Annotated in this window: 20 protein-coding genes; 6 read left to right on the top strand and 14 right to left on the bottom strand. The window is 60.5% G+C overall.

Annotation, left to right across the window (positions count from 1 at the left end; all coding sequences use genetic code 11):
- Positions 1-42 precede the first annotated feature (42 nt).
- The 9 genes from rpoB to YY7_RS0143010 all read right to left on the bottom strand — a co-directional run bounded on the left by rpoB (position 43) and on the right by YY7_RS0143010 (position 10,121).
- A complete protein-coding gene (gene rpoB / locus YY7_RS0143050; protein WP_028168543.1) occupies positions 43-4,161 on the bottom strand; it encodes a DNA-directed RNA polymerase subunit beta in 4,119 nt (1,372 codons plus the stop codon).
- 455 nt (positions 4,162-4,616) lie between these two features.
- Positions 4,617-4,994 carry a 50S ribosomal protein L7/L12 gene (rplL, locus tag YY7_RS0143045; protein ID WP_027520973.1) on the bottom strand — a complete coding sequence of 126 codons (378 nt, stop codon included), beginning with the start codon at positions 4,992-4,994 and terminating at the stop codon, positions 4,617-4,619.
- Between the two features lie 56 nt (positions 4,995-5,050).
- Positions 5,051-5,569: a 50S ribosomal protein L10 gene (rplJ, locus tag YY7_RS0143040; protein ID WP_028168542.1), complete on the bottom strand. Its 519-nt coding sequence runs from the start codon at positions 5,567-5,569 to the stop codon at positions 5,051-5,053.
- Positions 5,570-6,106: 537 nt separating this feature from the next.
- A complete protein-coding gene (locus YY7_RS0143035) occupies positions 6,107-7,063 on the bottom strand; it encodes a 2-hydroxyacid dehydrogenase (RefSeq protein ID WP_028168541.1) in 957 nt (318 codons plus the stop codon).
- A gap of 99 nt (positions 7,064-7,162) precedes the next feature.
- Positions 7,163-7,855, bottom strand: coding sequence for a 50S ribosomal protein L1 (rplA, locus tag YY7_RS0143030; RefSeq protein WP_028168540.1), 693 nt, complete (start codon positions 7,853-7,855; stop codon positions 7,163-7,165).
- 6 nt (positions 7,856-7,861) lie between these two features.
- On the bottom strand, positions 7,862-8,290 hold the full coding sequence (rplK, locus tag YY7_RS0143025) for a 50S ribosomal protein L11 (protein WP_028168539.1): 429 nt from the start codon (positions 8,288-8,290) through the stop codon (positions 7,862-7,864).
- Positions 8,291-8,508: 218 nt separating this feature from the next.
- On the bottom strand, positions 8,509-9,039 hold the full coding sequence (gene nusG, locus YY7_RS0143020) for a transcription termination/antitermination protein NusG (protein WP_028168538.1): 531 nt from the start codon (positions 9,037-9,039) through the stop codon (positions 8,509-8,511).
- A 20-nt stretch (positions 9,040-9,059) separates the two neighbouring features.
- Positions 9,060-9,251, bottom strand: coding sequence for a preprotein translocase subunit SecE (gene secE / locus YY7_RS0143015; RefSeq protein ID WP_016840554.1), 192 nt, complete (start codon positions 9,249-9,251; stop codon positions 9,060-9,062).
- A 666-nt stretch (positions 9,252-9,917) separates the two neighbouring features.
- On the bottom strand, positions 9,918-10,121 hold the full coding sequence (locus tag YY7_RS0143010) for a cold-shock protein (RefSeq protein ID WP_028168537.1): 204 nt from the start codon (positions 10,119-10,121) through the stop codon (positions 9,918-9,920).
- Between the two features lie 269 nt (positions 10,122-10,390).
- Here YY7_RS0143010 and YY7_RS54810 point away from each other — a divergent pair, with 269 nt between their 5' ends.
- From YY7_RS54810 to YY7_RS0142990, 4 genes are all read left to right on the top strand, one after another.
- Positions 10,391-10,693, top strand: a complete 303-nt coding sequence (locus YY7_RS54810; protein ID WP_035692488.1) for a DUF4145 domain-containing protein — start codon at positions 10,391-10,393, stop codon at positions 10,691-10,693.
- A gap of 182 nt (positions 10,694-10,875) precedes the next feature.
- Entirely contained in the window at positions 10,876-11,010 is a 135-nt protein-coding gene (locus YY7_RS64600; RefSeq protein ID WP_283807047.1) for a hypothetical protein, read from the top strand.
- 117 nt (positions 11,011-11,127) lie between these two features.
- Positions 11,128-11,775: an SOS response-associated peptidase gene (locus YY7_RS0142995; protein WP_035692486.1), complete on the top strand. Its 648-nt coding sequence runs from the start codon at positions 11,128-11,130 to the stop codon at positions 11,773-11,775.
- Positions 11,772-12,035 (top strand): hypothetical protein, encoded by a 264-nt coding sequence (locus tag YY7_RS0142990; RefSeq protein ID WP_028168534.1) that lies wholly within the window; start codon positions 11,772-11,774, stop codon positions 12,033-12,035. Before YY7_RS0142995 ends, YY7_RS0142990 begins: the two co-directional genes overlap by 4 nt.
- A gap of 15 nt (positions 12,036-12,050) precedes the next feature.
- Here the strand turns inward: YY7_RS0142990 and YY7_RS0142985 are convergent, their stop codons facing one another.
- The 4 genes from YY7_RS0142985 to YY7_RS0142955 all read right to left on the bottom strand — a co-directional run bounded on the left by YY7_RS0142985 (position 12,051) and on the right by YY7_RS0142955 (position 14,496).
- Positions 12,051-12,302 carry a hypothetical protein gene (locus YY7_RS0142985; RefSeq protein ID WP_028168533.1) on the bottom strand — a complete coding sequence of 84 codons (252 nt, stop codon included), beginning with the start codon at positions 12,300-12,302 and terminating at the stop codon, positions 12,051-12,053.
- Positions 12,295-12,843, bottom strand: coding sequence for a type II toxin-antitoxin system HicB family antitoxin (locus YY7_RS57170; RefSeq protein WP_051397238.1), 549 nt, complete (start codon positions 12,841-12,843; stop codon positions 12,295-12,297). Before YY7_RS57170 ends, YY7_RS0142985 begins: the two co-directional genes overlap by 8 nt.
- Positions 12,840-13,034, bottom strand: a complete 195-nt coding sequence (locus YY7_RS61240) for a hypothetical protein (RefSeq protein WP_155255570.1) — start codon at positions 13,032-13,034, stop codon at positions 12,840-12,842. Before YY7_RS61240 ends, YY7_RS57170 begins: the two co-directional genes overlap by 4 nt.
- Positions 13,035-14,253: 1,219 nt before the next feature.
- Positions 14,254-14,496, bottom strand: coding sequence for a hypothetical protein (locus YY7_RS0142955; RefSeq protein ID WP_028168530.1), 243 nt, complete (start codon positions 14,494-14,496; stop codon positions 14,254-14,256).
- An 802-nt stretch (positions 14,497-15,298) separates the two neighbouring features.
- Between YY7_RS0142955 and YY7_RS0142945 the strand changes: the two genes are divergently transcribed.
- Together YY7_RS0142945 and YY7_RS0142940 are read left to right on the top strand one after the other, a co-directional pair.
- On the top strand, positions 15,299-15,583 hold the full coding sequence (locus YY7_RS0142945; protein WP_028168529.1) for a hypothetical protein: 285 nt from the start codon (positions 15,299-15,301) through the stop codon (positions 15,581-15,583).
- A gap of 97 nt (positions 15,584-15,680) precedes the next feature.
- Positions 15,681-16,031: a hypothetical protein gene (locus YY7_RS0142940; protein ID WP_028168528.1), complete on the top strand. Its 351-nt coding sequence runs from the start codon at positions 15,681-15,683 to the stop codon at positions 16,029-16,031.
- A 366-nt stretch (positions 16,032-16,397) separates the two neighbouring features.
- Here YY7_RS0142940 and YY7_RS0142930 read toward each other — a convergent pair whose 3' ends face one another.
- Positions 16,398-16,889 (bottom strand): hypothetical protein, encoded by a 492-nt coding sequence (locus YY7_RS0142930; protein WP_028168526.1) that lies wholly within the window; start codon positions 16,887-16,889, stop codon positions 16,398-16,400.
- Between the last annotated feature and the right edge of the window lie 783 nt (positions 16,890-17,672).

Raw genomic sequence — 17,672 nt, 5'->3', positions numbered from 1 at the left:
GATGACGGCGGCGAAGGCGGCGTCACCGCCGCCTTCACGAAATTACTCAGCGGCTTCCGATGTCGGCGCCGGTCCCATCTTGGAATTGTGCAGGTCGACGTTGAGGCCGAGCGAGCGCATTTCCTTGACCAGCACGTTGAACGACTCGGGGATACCAGCCTCGAACGTGTCGTCGCCGCGCACGATCGCCTCGTACACCTTGGTACGGCCGGCGACGTCGTCCGACTTCACGGTCAGCATCTCCTGCAGCGTATAGGCCGCGCCATAGGCTTCCAGCGCCCACACCTCCATTTCACCGAAGCGCTGGCCACCGAACTGCGCCTTGCCGCCCAGCGGCTGCTGGGTGACCAGCGAGTACGGGCCGATCGAGCGGGCGTGGATCTTGTCGTCCACCAGATGGTGCAGCTTCAGCATGTAGATGTAGCCCACCGTCACCTTGCGATCGAAGGGATCGCCGGTGCGGCCGTCATAGACGGTCGACTGGCCGGAGGCGTCGAAGCCGGCAAGCTTCAGCATCTCCTCGATGTCGGCCTCCTTGGCGCCGTCGAACACCGGAGTCGCGATCGGCACGCCGTGACTCAGATTGCGGCCGAGCTCGATCAACTCGTTGTCGTTCAGCGAGCGGATGGTTTCATCGTCGCCATAGATCCTCTTCAGGGTCTCGCGCAGTGGCTTGAGATCCTGCTTCTGATAATAGGCGTCGATGGTCTGGCCGATGCGCCTGCCGAGGCCGGCGCAGGCCCAACCGAGATGCGTCTCGAGGATCTGGCCGACGTTCATGCGCGAGGGCACGCCGAGCGGGTTCAGCACGATGTCCGCATGCGTACCGTCCTCAAGGAACGGCATGTCCTCGATCGGAACGATCTTGGACACCACGCCCTTGTTGCCGTGGCGGCCGGCCATCTTGTCGCCGGGCTGGATCTTGCGCTTCACCGCGACGAAGACCTTGACCATCTTCATCACGCCAGGCGGCAGTTCGTCGCCGCGCTGCAGCTTTTCGACCTTGTCGAGGAAGCGCTGCTCGAGCCCCTTCTTCGACTCGTCGTACTGCTTCCGCATCGCCTCGATCTCGGCCATCAGCTTGTCGTTAGGCGAGGCGAACAGCCACCACTGCGACTTCGGATACTCATCGAGCACCGCGCGGGTGATCTTGGTGTCCTTCTTGAAGCCCTTCGGACCGGAGATGCCCTGGCGGTTCTCCAGCAGCTCGGCGAGACGGTTGTAGACGTTGCGGTCGAGGATCGCCTGCTCGTCGTCGCGGTCCTTGGCGAGGCGCTCGATCTCCTCCCGCTCGATCGCCAGCGCACGCTCGTCCTTGTCGACGCCGTGGCGGTTGAACACGCGCACTTCCACGATCGTGCCCTGCACGCCCGGAGGCACGCGGAGCGAGGTGTCGCGGACGTCCGAGGCCTTTTCGCCAAAGATGGCGCGGAGCAGCTTTTCTTCCGGCGTCATCGGGCTTTCGCCCTTCGGCGTGATCTTTCCGACCAGGATGTCGCCGGCGCGCACTTCCGCACCGATATAGACGATGCCGGCTTCGTCGAGGTTCTTCAGCGCCTCTTCCGAAACGTTCGGAATGTCGCGCGTGATTTCCTCAGGACCCAGCTTGGTGTCGCGGGCCATCACCTCGAACTCCTCGATGTGGATCGAGGTGAAGACGTCATCCTTCACGATCCGCTCGGAGAGCAGGATCGAGTCTTCGAAGTTGTAGCCGTTCCACGGCATGAACGCGACCAGCACGTTGCGGCCGAGCGCGAGCTCGCCGAGATCGGTCGACGGACCGTCAGCGATGATGTCGCCCTTCTTGACGATATCCCCCACCTTCACCAGCGGACGCTGATTGATGCAGGTCGACTGGTTGGAGCGCTGGTACTTCATCAGACGGTAGATATCGACGCCCGACTTGGTTGGATCGAGATCTTCCGTGGCGCGGATGACGACGCGGGTGGCGTCGATCTGGTCGATCACGCCCGAGCGGCGGGCCGCGATCGCGGCGCCGGAGTCGCGGGCAACCACACCTTCCATGCCGGTGCCGACGAACGGCGCCTCGGCGCGAACCAGCGGCACCGCCTGGCGCTGCATGTTCGAGCCCATCAGCGCGCGGTTGGCGTCGTCGTTCTCGAGGAACGGAATCAGCGCGGCGGCCACCGAAACGAGCTGTTTCGGCGACACGTCCATGTAGTCGACCTTGTCAGGGGTCACGGGCAGCACTTCGCCGGCGTGACGGCAGACCACGAGGTCCTCGGTGAAGCGGCCCTTCGGATCCAGCGGCACGTTGGCTTGCGCGACGCGGTAGCGCCCCTCCTCCATCGCCGACAGGTACACCACCTCGTCGGTGACGCGACCCTCCTTGATCTTCCGGTAGGGCGTCTCGACGAAGCCGTACTTGTTGACGCGCGCAAACGTCGCGAGCGAGTTGATCAGGCCGATGTTCGGACCTTCCGGCGTCTCGATCGGGCAGATACGACCGTAATGCGTCGGGTGCACGTCGCGCACCTCGAAGCCGGCGCGCTCGCGGGTCAGACCGCCCGGGCCAAGCGCCGACAGGCGCCGCTTGTGGGTGATCTCCGAGAGCGGGTTGGTCTGGTCCATGAACTGCGAGAGCTGCGAGGAGCCGAAGAATTCGCGCACCGCGGCCGCCGCCGGTTTCGCGTTGATCAGGTCCTGCGGCATGACGGTGTCGATATCGACGCTCGACATGCGCTCCTTGATCGCGCGCTCCATGCGGAGCAGGCCGATGCGGTACTGGTTCTCCATGAGTTCGCCGACCGAGCGCACACGACGGTTGCCGAGATGGTCGATGTCGTCGATCTCGCCCTTGCCGTCGCGCAGGTCGACGAGCGTCTTGATGACGGCAAGGATGTCTTCCTTGCGCAGCGTCCGATGGGTGTCGGGCGCATCGAGCTCGAGGCGCATGTTCATCTTGACGCGGCCGACCGCGGAGAGGTCGTAGCGCTCGGAGTCGAAGAACAGCGACTGGAACATGGCCTGCGCCGAATCCAGCGTCGGCGGCTCGCCCGGACGCATCACGCGGTAGATGTCGAACAGCGCGTCCTCGCGCGTCATGTTCTTGTCAGCCGACAGGGTGTTGCGAATATAGGCGCCGACGTTGACGTGGTCGATGTCGAGCAGCGGCAGGTCCTTGTAGCCCTGCTCGTTGAGCGACTTCAGGAGCTTCTCGGTGATCTCCTCGCCGGCTTCGGCGTAGATCTCGCCGGTCTTCGGATTGACGAGGTCCTCGGCGAGGTAATTGCCGACCAGCTCCTCATCCGACAGACGCAACGCCTTGAGGCCCTTCTCCTGCAGCAGGCGGGCTTGGCGAACGGTGAGCTTCTTGCCGGCCTCGAGCACGACCTTGCCGGTGTCGGCGTCGATCAAGTCGTTGACCGTGGAATAGCCGCGGAAACGGTTGGCGTCGAACGGCACGCGCCAACCTTCCTTGGTACGCTTGTAGCTGATCTTCTTGTAGAAGGTCGAAAGGATCTGCTCCCCGTCGAGACCGAGCGCGTACATCAGCGAGGTCACGGGAATCTTGCGGCGGCGATCGATGCGCGCGAACACGATGTCCTTGGCGTCGAACTCGATGTCGAGCCAGGAGCCGCGATAGGGGATCACGCGCGCCGCGAACAGGAGCTTGCCCGAGGAGTGGGTCTTGCCCTTGTCGTGGTCGAAGAACACGCCCGGCGAACGGTGCATCTGGGAGACGATGACGCGCTCGGTGCCGTTAACGACGAAGGTGCCGTTCATGGTCATGAGCGGGATGTCGCCCATGTAGACGTCCTGCTCCTTGATGTCCTTGACCGACTTGGCGCCGGTTTCCTCGTCGATATCGAACACGATGAGGCGCAGCGTCACCTTGAGCGGCGCAGCGAAGGTCATGCCGCGCTGGCGGCACTCGTCGACGTCATATTTCGGCGGCTCGAACTCGTAGCGCACGAACTCCAGCATCGAGGTGCCGGAGAAGTCCGAGATCGGGAACACCGAACGGAACACGGCCTGCAGGCCTTCGTCCGGCCGCCCGCCCTGGGGCTCATCGACCATCAGAAACTGATCATAGGACGCCTTCTGAACCTCAATGAGGTTCGGCATCTCCGCGACTTCCTTGATGTGACCAAAGAACTTGCGTACGCGTTTGCGACCGGTGAATGTCTGCTGCGCCATCGGGGCCTCTCATTTTCGCCGCCCTTTTGGGGCGTACCTTCCGGAGCACGACTGCCACCGCACCCGGGTTGAATTTCGATTCGTCTCGAAGGAACAAGGGCCAAACTCAGGAACTAAATCCTCAATTCGTTCTTGTGACCTTCAAAACGCAAAAGAACGCGCGGGGCGCTTGACGCACCCGCCCGTCAAAACTCGTCGCTTCACGGACTGAAAAAGCCCGAAATCTGCCTGTCTCCCAACGGCTCCCGTGGGGGCCCTGCCGCCCCCGCCGCCAACCGTGTTTTCCGCTGCCACCCCGATATGGGACGGCGATCATGGAGATTCGAGGGTTAAACCCACGAATCCCCACACTTTTTTGTGTACCACGCATAACGCGACAACCCGTCGCACATCTTTTGCATGGCCTGTCCCGGATTGCGCGCGGCTGCCCGGGATTTTCGCTCAGTAACCTCGGGTTACTTGAGCTCGACCTTCGCGCCAGCCTTTTCGAGCTGGGCCTTGATCTTGTCGGCTTCTTCCTTGTTGACGCCTTCCTTGACCGGCTTCGGAGCGCCTTCGACGAGGTCCTTGGCTTCCTTCAGGCCCAGGCCGGTGATGGCGCGGACTTCCTTGATGACCTCGATCTTCTTATCACCGGAGGCAGCGAGCACGACCGTGAACTCGGTCTTCTCTTCAGCCGGAGCCGCGGCAGCGCCACCAGCGGCGGGACCGGCCACCGCAACGGCGGCAGCGGCGGACACGCCCCACTTCTCTTCCAGGAGCTTTGCGAGTTCGGCCGCTTCGAGCACGGTGAGGCTCGAGAGGTCGTCGACGATTTTCTGCAAGTCAGCCATTGATCTGTTTCCTTAAACGTTTGGTTCGAACCAGGGTTTGAGTTTTGCGAAGGGCGTCAGGCCGCTTCGCCCTTTGAGGCATGAGCCTGAATGACGCGCGCGAGCTTGGCCGCGGGCGCATTGGAGAGCTGAGCGAGCTTGGTCGCCGGGGCCACGATGAGGCCGACGATCTTGCCGCGCAGTTCGTCCAGCGACGGCAGCGAGGCAAGCGCCTTGACGCCATCGACATTCAGGACGGTTTTACCCATCGAGCCGCCGAGGATGACGAACTTCTCGTTCGCCTTGGCGAAATCGATGGCAACCTTTGGCGCCGCAACCGGATCGTTGGAGGTAGCGATCACGGTCGGCCCCTTGAGGAGGGTGCCGATGGCAGCGACGTCAGTGCCTTCAAGAGCAATTTTGGCGAGACGGTTCTTCGAGACCTTCACCGACGCGCCCGCCTGCTTCATCTGCTTGCGCAGGGTCTGCATCTGGGCGACGGTGAGGCCGGAATAGTGAGCAACGATCGCAACGCTCGTGGTCTTGAAGACCTCGTTGAGCTGTTCGACCGCCTCTTTCTTTGCCGCTCGTTCCACAGCAAGCTCTCTCCGGTTGGCGGCCTTCGCTTGCGCGGGACCGCCGGGTTGCACCCATCGTCCCACCCAAACCTTATGCCTCGGGACCGAAATCCGAGGGACACGCCGGGCAGGACGACATTCTTAGAAGCCTGCCCTCCCGTCGGCCTTTCGACCGCGGGCTGTCGAGGTTCGAACCAAACCAGCTTCCGCAAGGCCCGCTTAAGGCTCTGCGCGAAGCAAAATCCAGTTTTCACCCGTCTATGCAGGCCATACGATTAAGCCGTTGAAAAACCGAAGTTTGTCGCGGGCGCCTGCAGTCTCGGACAGGATCAAGGCTAAGGCTCAAGCCAAAGCCCCTGCCCTCATCCCAACCGGGCCGACGGGTTCGCTTCCTTTCGAGCAATCCAAGTGGACGCCTGGAAGGAAAACTCTCCTATTGAGCCAAGTTTTCGGAATGCGAGCACAGGCACGCCAGCAACCGCCAGCACGCCCGGAAACAGTCTCTTAGCGGCTCCGCCCTCACTTGCCAAGAGCAAAATTCGGGCCGCGCACAGATCAGGCGAGCTGAACCGGATAAGGCAGCGGTTTGCCGGCGAAAAATGCCTCGAGATTGGCCAGCACGCAGTCCTGCATCGCCACATGTGATTCCAGAGTGTGGCCGCCGATATGTGGGGTCAGCACGATGTTCGGTAGCGCGGTGAGCGCGTCCGGCGCATGCGGCTCGATCGCGTAGACGTCGAGGCCGGCGCCGGCGATGATCTGGTCCGACAGTGCCGCAACCAGCGCGGCCTCGTCGATCACGGAGCCGCGCGAGATGTTGACGACCAGACCGTCGCTGCCGAGCCGACGCAGGATGTCGGCATTGACGGCGTGATTGTTGTCCGCCCCGGCTCGCACCGCGACCATCAGGACGCTGCACCAGTCGGCCAGCGTCTCGAGGCTCGAAAAATACTGATACGGCACGTCGTGCCGGCTTCGGCTGAAATAGCCGACCTCGGTCTCGAAGGCGGCGACGCGCGCGGCAATCTTGCGGCCGATCTCGCCCATGCCGTAGACGCCGACCTTGCGGCCGCGCATGCCCGCCTGCGGCCGCATCATCGGCGATGGTTTTGCCCCTGCCCAGTCGCCGCTCCGCACGTAATTGTCGGCGACCGGCAGCCGGCGGACCGCCGCCAGCATCAGCGTCATCGCGATGTCGGCCACCGAGGCCGCATTCGCGCCGGGGCTGTTGCCGACCGCGATGTTGCGCTTCGCCGCAGCAGCAAGATCGATGCCGTCATAACCGGTGCCGTAGCAGATGATCGCGCCGAGCTTCGGCATCATGTCCATGGCGTCGGCCCCGAGCCGCCCGCTGCCGCCGGCGGTGATCAGCGCCCGGATGTCGGCGAGTTCCGCGGCCGAGAACGCCTCGTTCGGCCGCTTGCCGGCCGCGTTCAGCAGTTCATAGCGCTCACCGAAGCGCTGCAGCTGGGCTTTGGGAAAGCGCGAATAGATCAGGACTTTATCCGGCATTGTTGTTCTTCCCTGGAAAGCTGCGCCACGCCGCATAAGCAAAGGGCGGAACCGGCTGCCCGATCCCGCCCTCTCTATATTAGTAGGCCTTGCCGGCGGTTAGCCGAGCAGCGTGCCCGGCTCGACCTTCACGCCCGGGCCCATGGTGGAGGAAACCGCCACGCGCTGGACGTAAGTGCCCTTGGCGCCGGCCGGCTTGGCCTTGACCACGGCGTCCGCGAGCGCCTTGATGTTCTCGACCAGCTTGTCCTCGGCGAACGAGGCCTTGCCGACGCCGGCCTGGATGATACCGGCCTTCTCGACGCGGAACTCGACCGAGCCGCCTTTGGCGCCCTTCACGGCGCCGGTGACGTCCATGGTCACGGTGCCGATCTTCGGGTTCGGCATCATGCCGCGCGGACCGAGCACCTTACCGAGACGGCCGACCAGCGGCATCATGTCGGGGGTGGCGATGCAGCGGTCGAAGTCGATATTGCCGGCCTGCACCTTCTCGACCAGGTCCTCGGCGCCGACGACGTCGGCACCCGCCGCCTTGGCCTCATCCGCCTTGGCGCCGCGAGCGAACACGCCGACGCGGAGCGTACGGCCGGTGCCGTTCGGCAGGGTCACCACGCCGCGCACCATCTGGTCGGCGTGGCGCGGGTCGACGCCGAGATTGATCGCGACCTCGATGGTCTCGTCGAACTTCGACTTGGCCCGCTCCTTGACCAGCTTGATGGCGTCCGCGAGCGGGTAAAGCTTTTCGCGGTCAATACCTTCGCGGGCCTTCTTCAAACGCTTTCCGATTGCCATGGCGCCTTACCCCGCAACTTCCAGGCCCATCGAACGGGCGGAGCCCTCGACCATCTTCATGGCCGCTTCGACAGTGCTGCAATTGAGATCCTTCATCTTCTTCTCGGCGATCTCGCGCACCTGCGCTTTGGTCACCTGGCCGGCCTTGTCGCGGCCCGGCGCCTTCGAGCCGGACTGGATCTTGGCAGCCTGCTTCAAGAAGTAAGACATCGGCGGCGTCTTCATCTCGAAGGTGAAGGAACGATCCGCATAGATGGTGATGACCACCGGGATCGGGGTGTTCTTTTCTTCCTTCTGCGTCTGGGCGTTGAAGGCCTTGCAGAATTCCATGATGTTGAGACCGCGCTGACCAAGCGCGGGACCGATCGGTGGCGACGGGTTCGCCGCACCGGCCGGGACCTGAAGCTTCAGGTATCCGGTCACTTTCTTTGCCATGTATCACTCCTGTTGTGCCGGACATTGTCCGGCGGGTTCAGGTTCCGTGGTGCGGACCTGGCGCGGCTGGCGACCGTGCCCGTCCTCCCACGTCCTTTCGGAAGCGTCTCCGCCTCCATTCTTGCCCGGGCTCGACCCGGGCATCCATCCATCTTCGCAAGAAGCCTTCCTTCAAAGGCAGATGGATTGCCGGGTCAAGCCCGGCAATGACGACACAATCAGACCTTCTCGACCTGACCGAATTCCAGTTCGACCGGGGTGGCGCGGCCGAAGATCGAGACCGCGACCTTCACGCGCGAGCGCGCCTCGTCGATTTCTTCCACCACGCCCGAGAACGAGGCGAACGGCCCGTCGGCCACCCGCACATTCTCGCCGATCTCGAACGACACCGACGCCTTCGGCCGTTCCACGCCCTCCTGCACCTGGTGCAGGATCCGCATGGCCTCGGATTCCGAGATCGGCATCGGCTTGTTTTCCGCGCCCAGGAAGCCGGTCACCTTCGGGGTGTTCTTGATCAGGTGGAAGGCTTCGTCGGTAAGCTTCATCTTCACCAGCACGTAGCCGGGGAAGAACTTGCGCTCGGCGTCGATCTTGCGGCCGCGGCGAACCTCGGTGACCTTCTCGGTCGGCACCAGCACCTGCTCGAACAGTTCCTCCAGCCCACGCTGCTTGGCTTGTTCGCGGATCGATTCCGCCACCTTCTTCTCGAAGTTCGAGTAGGCGTGGACGATGTACCAGCGCTTGTCCATGGATTGCGTTAACGTGCTCATCAGTGGATGCCCAGGATGAGGGTAATAAGATAGCGGATGATCTGGTCCGCGGCGAAGAAGAAGATCGACGCCAGCGCGACCATCACGAACACCATGATCGTGGTGATCGTCGTCTCACGGCGGGTCGGCCAGGTGACCTTGGCGGTCTCCGAGCGCACTTCCTGCAGGAATTTGAACGGGCTGAAAGCCATTCTTTAAAGTCCGCGTCCGTCGTCAGACGATTGCAAGTGTTTCAGGAATCCGAACAGTCCTCGAGCGCCCAGCCCTCTCGCGAAGGATGAGCCGGTTAACAGGCTCGATTGTTCGGGGGATCTAAAGCCGCGCCGGATATCCGCCTTTTAATCGCGGGCCGGCTGCAGGTGGCGGGTATGTACTGCGGCAGCGGTGAAAGGTCAAGATATGCGCACGCTGGCAGGAGTGGCAGGGCTCGAACCTGCGACCCCCGGTTTTGGAGTTCGGCCACTACTGTCATTCGGGGTTTGTTCTAGTACCACTAAGGCCTGAATGATCGGGCCTTTCTCGCCTTCAACCCGCAGCTTGTGCCGCCTCGTCACGCTCTGTTTTTGGCAGTTAGGTAGCAAAATGGTAGCAAACGGTTCTGCTATCGTTCGCAGATGGGGAGAACCCGCCAGACTAGACCGACGTACCCCGACACCCTTGCTGCTAGAACGCGGATGAACCCGCCAGCATAGCAGGCACGTGCGCGTGAATGCAGGTATGGCACGTTTCTGCCACGCGGAACCTGGCTCTGTTCGGGGTTCTCGATTGATTAAAATCGTTGGCGAAGTCTTATCTTCTATTGCGGGGCGCTGGCGCCTAACAAAAATGGCTCGCCAGCGTGAACGGCGGATTTGAAGCTATCCGACTCTCAGATTTTCAGCGGAGGTCTTGCCCCTGCTGGTCATTTCTTCGTAGCTCACCTTGGCGCCCTCATTGAGACCGCTCAGTCCCGCCTTTTCGACGGCCGAAATGTGGACGAAGACATCTTTGCCGCCTTTGTCGGGTTGAATAAAACCATAACCTTTGGTTGCATTAAACCACTTCACAACGCCTGTAGCCACGTCGGCACTCCGTTTTCAAATCAATGGCCGGTAATCTAGACTAGGGCGGCCGGACGGTCTATGGCAAGAAAAACCCCGCCTGCGCGCAGCGTGCAGCAGGCGGAGTCGGTTTGGCTTTCGTCTAAGCCGATCTAGATCATGGGGGCCCGTTACACCAACGACGCCGCATTTTTCCTTCGAATATGGCCACCCACGGCGTGGCATCATCAACCAACGCTTGTACTTTCGGCCTCACGAAACGAATCCAAACTCGGCGTGCGCAGGCGTCTATGGGCATTCGTGCATTGATTGAACACATCATGATCGACCAAGCGGGAGACAATGGAGCAATCGGCACGAACGTCGATCGCTTCATCAAAGCCGGATACGTTGCTCCAAAATCAGAAGCCTTATTTCGCGAGGCTCTGCTCGAATCCGGGCACGCTGCTATGCACCGCGGCTATTTCCCGAGGCCATCAGACATTGCTGCGTCGTTGGACATAACCGAGAGCTTGATCGAGACCATCTATGTCCATCCTTATCAAGCGAAGGGGCAAAAGATTCCTCCTCGAAAGGACAAAAGACACCGGTGAGGTTCTGGATGCGTGCCAGGCAGTAATTTTACTGGTTGAGGAGACCTAAGACCGGCGTCGGAGTCGTGCCGCGCCCGAGTGTCGCTCCAAAGCAACACTCAGAAGTTGATATCGCCGCGCGTGCTTCGGTGATCTTGATCGAGTCCTCCAAGTATTCGACGATGATCCTCTTGGGGGGCACAATGACGATCGCACAAGTACCGATCCAAAAGGCTCAGGTACAAAAAGGCACCGTGGCAACGCTGAACGAGCTTAAGCGTAAGCTGACCGCCACTCAAAAAAGGCGAGCGCTGAAGCGAAAATTGAAATCGTCGTGAAGCTTGGCAGACAGGCGCCTTGTCGGCTGGCGGGTGATCGTCAAAAGTCAACCCGAAGCGGCTAGCCTATAGTGTAGCTGAATGTTATCCTCAACTATCGGTTGGGGCTTTCGCAATATGAAAATACATGCCTACCGGGTCTTTCAGGCCGGGCCAATTTCGTTGATTAACCGCTATGTCGGCAACCTACCGCCGATGCCGGGCGTGTTTCCGGATTATCCGGCGCCCGTGGTGCGCGACACAAGCGACGGCCGCGAGATCGCGCTGATGCGCTGGGGCATGCCGCCACCGCCACGCACCGGCGGGCCGCCGGTAACGAACATCCGCAACACGACCTCGCCGCAATGGCGCGGCTGGCTGAAGCCGGAGAACCGCTGCCTAGTCCCCTTCAACAGCTTCGCTGAATACGCGCCGGAGCCAAACCCGGCCACAAAGAAGAAGGACGTCTGGTTCGCGCTGAACGACGACCGGCAGCTTACGGCGTTTGCCGGGATCTGGACCGAGTTCAAAGGTGACCGGGGCACCAAGTCGAAGCCGATCCCCGGCCCTCACCTCGTCTATGGCTTCCTGACCACCGAGGCGAACGCTGTCGTCAAACCGATCCATGACAAGGTCATGCCGGTCATCCTGACGACTGACGAGGAGCGTGACGTCTGGCTGCGCGCACCGTGGGATGAAGCCAAGGCACTCCAGCGGCCGCTGCCGGACGACGCCCTGAAGATCGTCATGCGTGGCCCCGACAAGGAAGATAAACTCGCCGCATGAAATACGTAGAACCCAGCCCCTACGCCGATCCCGAACAAGCTGCCCGCCGCATAATTGAGATCGCGAGCACGATCGAACCAGTTCAGGACGGCCGAATCCACATCGAGAAACTCAACTGGCCGTTTCTTTCTCAGGACAAAGCCAAGCCGGCCGAGTACGGCGCCGGCATCAAGTTCGCGATCGATCGCGGATGGCTCTGGATGCACGAGAGCGGCACCTATGTGAAGATCACACCCGAAGGCGCCGCGTTGTTCGCTTAGGCGAGTGCGCCGAGCTCAAGCAGGATTGACCTCGGCGGCATCAATCACGAGGCTGGGAGGGGCCTCCGGCGGCGCTTTTTGCAGGCCGATTGAGTTCACAGCCACAATTCCTCCCGGCACCATCTCTTCTGGGGAAGGGCCGAAATTTGCTGCCGCGAAATTAAAGCTGACCATAAGCATCCATTTGCCTTCGTGAAGGCCCGCTTTTTTTACCATAAGTTCCAGGATTTCTTTGTGGCTGAAAAAAACCTGCGAGACCTCAGGCATTGGTCTGTTTCCACGGAACCGATTGGACATTCGACGGGCGCAAACCTGGCGTGACTATCTGAGCGGTTGGTGCGATTGTCTGCTTGGACCACGATACGACGGCGTCTGTTTTTAAGTGAAGGTCGTCAAAGACCGCAAAGAACATTTTCTGCATCGAGACATTGGAGACGTGCTGCTGCACCGCCGTCGCCTTTCGCGAACCAACATGCTCCGCCACGCAATTCGCGATGAAGGTGTTAAGGCTCACGCCGTCGCGGCGCGCAGCTACAGCAGCTTTCTGGTGAATGCTCTTCGCCAAACGAAGAACAAGCTTCCCGCTATATTCGTTTTCCTCAAGTGGCTCCGGAACCGCTTGTTCACGGGCGATCACGGACTCAAGCCAGCTGGCTGCGACGTCCTCTAAGTTTGCGAGCGCCTGCGCGGCAGTATCGCCGGTTGCGAGGCAGCCGGGGAATTCGAGAATTTCGCTGCGATAGGTGCCGTCGGTTTCAGGCACGACCACCCGCGAATACGGTCTCTTGAGATATTCAGCTGGGGTCATTCTTCTTCTCCCGGATCACTAACTTCCGCTTCTTCGCTTTGCTCTTCGCTTTCCAGTACTTCTTCCCAGCGCAGAACATCCTCTTCGAGCAAGTTCAGAAGCTGTCTCTGCACGCCGGGCGAGATGTCCTTTCCGCCATGATCAGGAATCGCCAAAGGGAAGAGGTCTGGGAACTGATCACTCTCCCACATAGGCTCCTTGCCCCGACTCGTATTCTGGCTCCTCCCGAGTCTTCCAGCAAGACTTTGAAAAGCCTGAGCTTTATGTCGCCCACGCCTCAAGCCAGCAAGCTCCAACTTGAGCTTATGTAGTTTCCTGCGGGTCATAGTACTATATGTGATATCACAATTGAACCAAAAAATGAAAGAGCACCTGAACCTCAGATTGGTTGAGCCTCTTTGGATTCGCAACTGTTAGGCGGCGACACTTCGCGCCGTGATCTCGCATTTGTGCAGATTTTTCCTATTTCAGGGCTATGCCCAATCCGAAGTACCTTCCCCGCATCCCGACCAAGAGGACAAAGGTCCCTGACCGTCCGGAGTGGATCCACGAGGTCAAGCACGACGGCTATAGGCTGATCGTGGAGCGCCGGGGGGAAGGTCGTCCGCCTCTTCACTAGGAACGGCAATGACTGATCGGGCCGGTACCCGCTGATCCGAGAAGCCGCCTTACGAAACCGTACGTCGTTCGTGATCGACGGAGAGGCGGTCCTTTTGGGCGTAGACGGCCGATCGGACTTCAACGGCCTGCACTCTCGCCGGCATGATGATGAGGTCCAGTTCTACGCCTTCGATATCTGGTCTCAGACGGAGACGATATCCGCAAGCTCCCCCTAAGCATGCGCAAGGTGAACCTCGCAAAGCTCCTGGCAAGGCGCGTGGACGGGCATTCATGCCGCTCCCTTCGAGGAGGGAGAGATCGGCCCCGAGCTGTTCCGAGCCGCCTGCGACATGGGCTTGGAGGACATGGTCTCAAAGAACGACCTTACCGCGCCGGCCGTTGTGACCATTGGATCAAGGTGAAGAATCGGACACACCCGAGCCTCGAGCGCGTGAAGGATTCGTTCTCGTGAATAAAGTCTGGGGCAAGAACGATGAACAACAGCATAGCCAAATGGACAGTGCTAAAGGTGCACGAGCCGAAGGCCGAGACCAAGCACACGTACTGGCCTTGGCTGGCCTACCTCTCGTGCTTTTTGGTGGGGGTAGTCGCGATTGGCAGAAACCTCGTCGATTTCGCGAACCGCCACCCGTGGCCGATCGTATGCATAGTCATGGGTTTGGTTTGGCTGAACATACGAGAAATGTAGGGAGCACGATTGCTGCACCCACACCGCGATGGGGTTAGAAGGGTTGGCGTCCATTGCACAAGGAGCAGCCCTACAAGGCCGGGCGTTGCTAACACACGAACCTAGCCAGCGAAGTAGCTGGCAATTGTCGAGGCGGCAGAAAAGGCGAAAGCACCAAGCAGGGTGTACACTCCCACCTTGTTCCACCGCGCGGCCTCGGCGCGAATTGCCTGCTCCGCTGGCGTTTCACCACTCCAGGTTTGTAGCGACCAAGGGACGGTAGCTGTTCCCTTCAAGAAGGCGAGCGCTGACCCTACGCCAAAAGCGCCGGAGAGCAGTCCAAAGACGAGAGCGATCTCTTTCATTCCGCCGCCAATCTTTCGCAATCTTCTTTAACTTCCACACCTGATCGCAGGCGCGCGCGGTCAGATCGAAGTCATAGAACGCCTGCCCGATCTGCAGCCGCAGGCGTTTGTCTTTCCTCAGCTTCCCACCGCTTCGGCATTGATTGATGGAGATCGATATCAACAAGCAGATTCGTCGGCAACTTTATTGAACATCACCCCCAGACAAAAAAGGCCGCGCATCCGGGCATGGAGGCGCGGCCAAGTCTAGGGGGGTTGAACAGGCCCAAAGGGCCGAGCTACTGCCGGTTTAGGAATGCCGGCAGTTCAGGAAGGCCATGACGGCCTAGTTAGTATTCTCGATTAAGCCCAGGCTCCGCCGGGGCGCGATTGCGGACGAAGCCATCCCCCTGGCGCAGCTCGCCGATATCCTGCTCGGCCCTGGCAAAGGCGCTCGTCAATCGCGCGGATGTCGCCGCGCATATCGGCGTTCTTTGACGAGCATTATTCAAAGCACGCGAACACGAGCAGTGGATACTGTCTTGCGAGCTCCGATCCCGCCGAAGATGGCGACGCCAAGATGGACTAATCCCCGAAGACCGTCACAACGCCCTATGGCTCGACCCTCAACTCAATGTCGGCGGTGGACCGCAGGGCGTTGGTCAAGCGGGTCGCAGCGCAGATGGAGGCTGAGGATGCCAGCGGCCGAAGACGCCTGATCCTCGCTGGTTAGGTCTATCGCTCCGGCCTGATGCAGTTCCTGGACTCGGTTTGACGAAATCTCCATCTCTGTAGATGGTTTGCGAATCGGAGAGCAGCTGAGTTGGCTCTCGGAAAGGACAGCAAGGTGAAATTTAGGAAGTTGATTTTTGTAGTGGCTGTGGCTGCGGTTCCGTCTGCTGCGCTCGCGCAGAAGACTCCAAATCTGGACAAGGAGACCGACGCGATCAAGGCTGTTCTCTGGAAGAAAGGTATGAGCACGGCGCCGACCCAAATGTATCTGGCAGCTCGCGCCGATCTGCTTACCGAAATGTGCGGTCGCCCCAAGATGGATGGCGACGCGAAGATGTATCTGCGCATGTCGGCCGTCGAGGCACCAGCCCCATAATCGAGGCTTGGTACGGTGTTTTCAAGAGAACGATGAGGGAGGTACTTATTGCCAATCCCGACGAAGCCGTCGAGTTCTGTAAGTGATGAGGACTGAGATGAAGTGGACGAAGCTAGTCCTCGCGGCGACGCTGTGCTCGCTCAGCGGCGGAGCTAAAGCTGCAGGCGCGGACGTCGCCACCGCTGCAATGCTGCACCAGGAATACACCGACGTCGTGATCGCATCGGAACAGTGCGCTGGCGTCAAGCTCGACATCAAGAAGTGGGACCAGGAGCTGCGGAAGGCTGCTGGCTCCAGCGGGCCTGGCATGGTGAAGGCGTTCGACGTATCTGAGCAGGGCGGCGCCTGGCGCGAAAAACGGTACGACGAGTTCAAGGCGGAGCCCGCCAAGGAATGCGCCGCTGCCATGGAGACCTACGGGCCGAAAGGCCTGCTGATCAAGAAGTGAAGAGGCGTAATGACGGACAACGGTGATCTCGTCGGAAAGATCGCCGGCATGGCCTGGATCAAGCTTGACATCCTTGGCGTAGGCCCGGGGCTATACAAGTCCAATGTCCACGCCCCCACGCTCGCAGGCAGACCACCTGCGTCATCGAGGGAGCATCCGGCGCGGATACGCTGGCTCGTGAATGGGCGGAAGGCCGTGAAGCCTAGTCAGTATTCTCGGTTGATCCCTGGTTTCAGCCGGCGCGCGATTCCGGACGAAATTCGCGGCGGGCAGAAGAATGGGCTGCGGCGGGAACGCTTCGTCTAGCTGGTGAGGTCAGGACTGGCCCTAGGTCAGTATCTAATTTCCACTCCCGCGCTGCGAAGGTTATTCTGGCCCCTCGTCCAGTTCAATGCCAGCTCTTTTGTAAGCATCGGCCCAGTTGGGGCGCCTCGATTTATATCCGAGTTCGTCTAGGCGCTCGTTTTCTCTTTTTGTGACCCACGTCACTCGCGTCCTTGAAAGAACAGCCGCGACCTCAGCCAGCGTTGGATTCGCAAGCGTCAGTAGCGACCGCTTGATCTCATAAACTGTCTCGGTGTGCTCAAAATGAAAACCGTCCTCATGCACTCCATCAAGGAGTGAGCGCTTCGCCCAACTATATTCGCTCAAATCGCGCGGAATGTCGGCCCTCTGCGCATTCTCCCTAGCTTTTTTTGACTTTCCGATCACTACCAGCTTTTCAAGCTCGCGGCAGATCCGGTCTAGAAGGATGTCTCTATAACTACCAATTGTATCGGCTGGTTCGGTCGGGAGCTCTAGAACCTCCAGTACAATAGGCGCGATCATGTCGACGTGACGCGGGTCTTTGAAAGTCACTTTCCGAATTCCTCATAGGTTGATCGATCGTTCCGAAGGCTACATTCCCGCAGTCTAACATTACCGCTTTGGCTAACGCGCAACAAAAAAGCCCCGCCATCCGGACGGGATGACGGGGCAATCCTAGGCGAGCAAACAGTCGCGAAGCGGGCGGCCCGGGACGATGGCGGACCCCGAAACTCCCGAACTTTTCTCGCCTTGCGTTCAGCGATATCGCCGCCACACCATCGCCTCTGCGACGGACGATCCCGATGTCGAGTTCGGCGAGTATCGCTGGGCTGACCTACTGCCTCTTTATGGGTCCCGTTCCGATCATACCCGGAGTCGCGCAGGTTTTTCATGTACTGCGCGTGGTCCTGAGTGACGTTGTCCCGCCTGACGGCCTGTTAGATGACAACCGGTGACGGCCATTGGCCCTGAGACGAAGAAGCTCGCACAATTTCGCAAGTCTGCTGCTAGCGCTAGACCCGACGTGTGGTCGCGGACTTTGCACCGCCGCTCGTGGTGGAGTCGAGATGTGGCGCGGTGGCTTTAGGCTGCACATATCCGTTGCCGCCTCTTTCGTCTGGCGGTGCCTTAGTGGTGTAGCCGTGACTCCGTTTCCACATCCCGCTCGTCGAACCGGACAGGCAGATCTCCCGCATCCGGCTCTCGGACAAGAGCTCACGCCTTCGCCCACGGCCGGTCGCGGCCAAGCGCGGTTAGACGTACGAGCCCAAAGTGCCCGTAAAGGTGCGAGAGTGGATAGGTCCCGCCCTTGCGTCGTCTGACCTTGTGCTTGAT

The organism is Bradyrhizobium elkanii WSM2783 (assembly GCF_000472865.1).
Lineage (GTDB): Bacteria > Pseudomonadota > Alphaproteobacteria > Rhizobiales > Xanthobacteraceae > Bradyrhizobium > Bradyrhizobium elkanii_A.
Note: the sequence above shows the minus strand (reverse complement) of the source record. Positions and strands in the feature narration are given on the sequence as shown.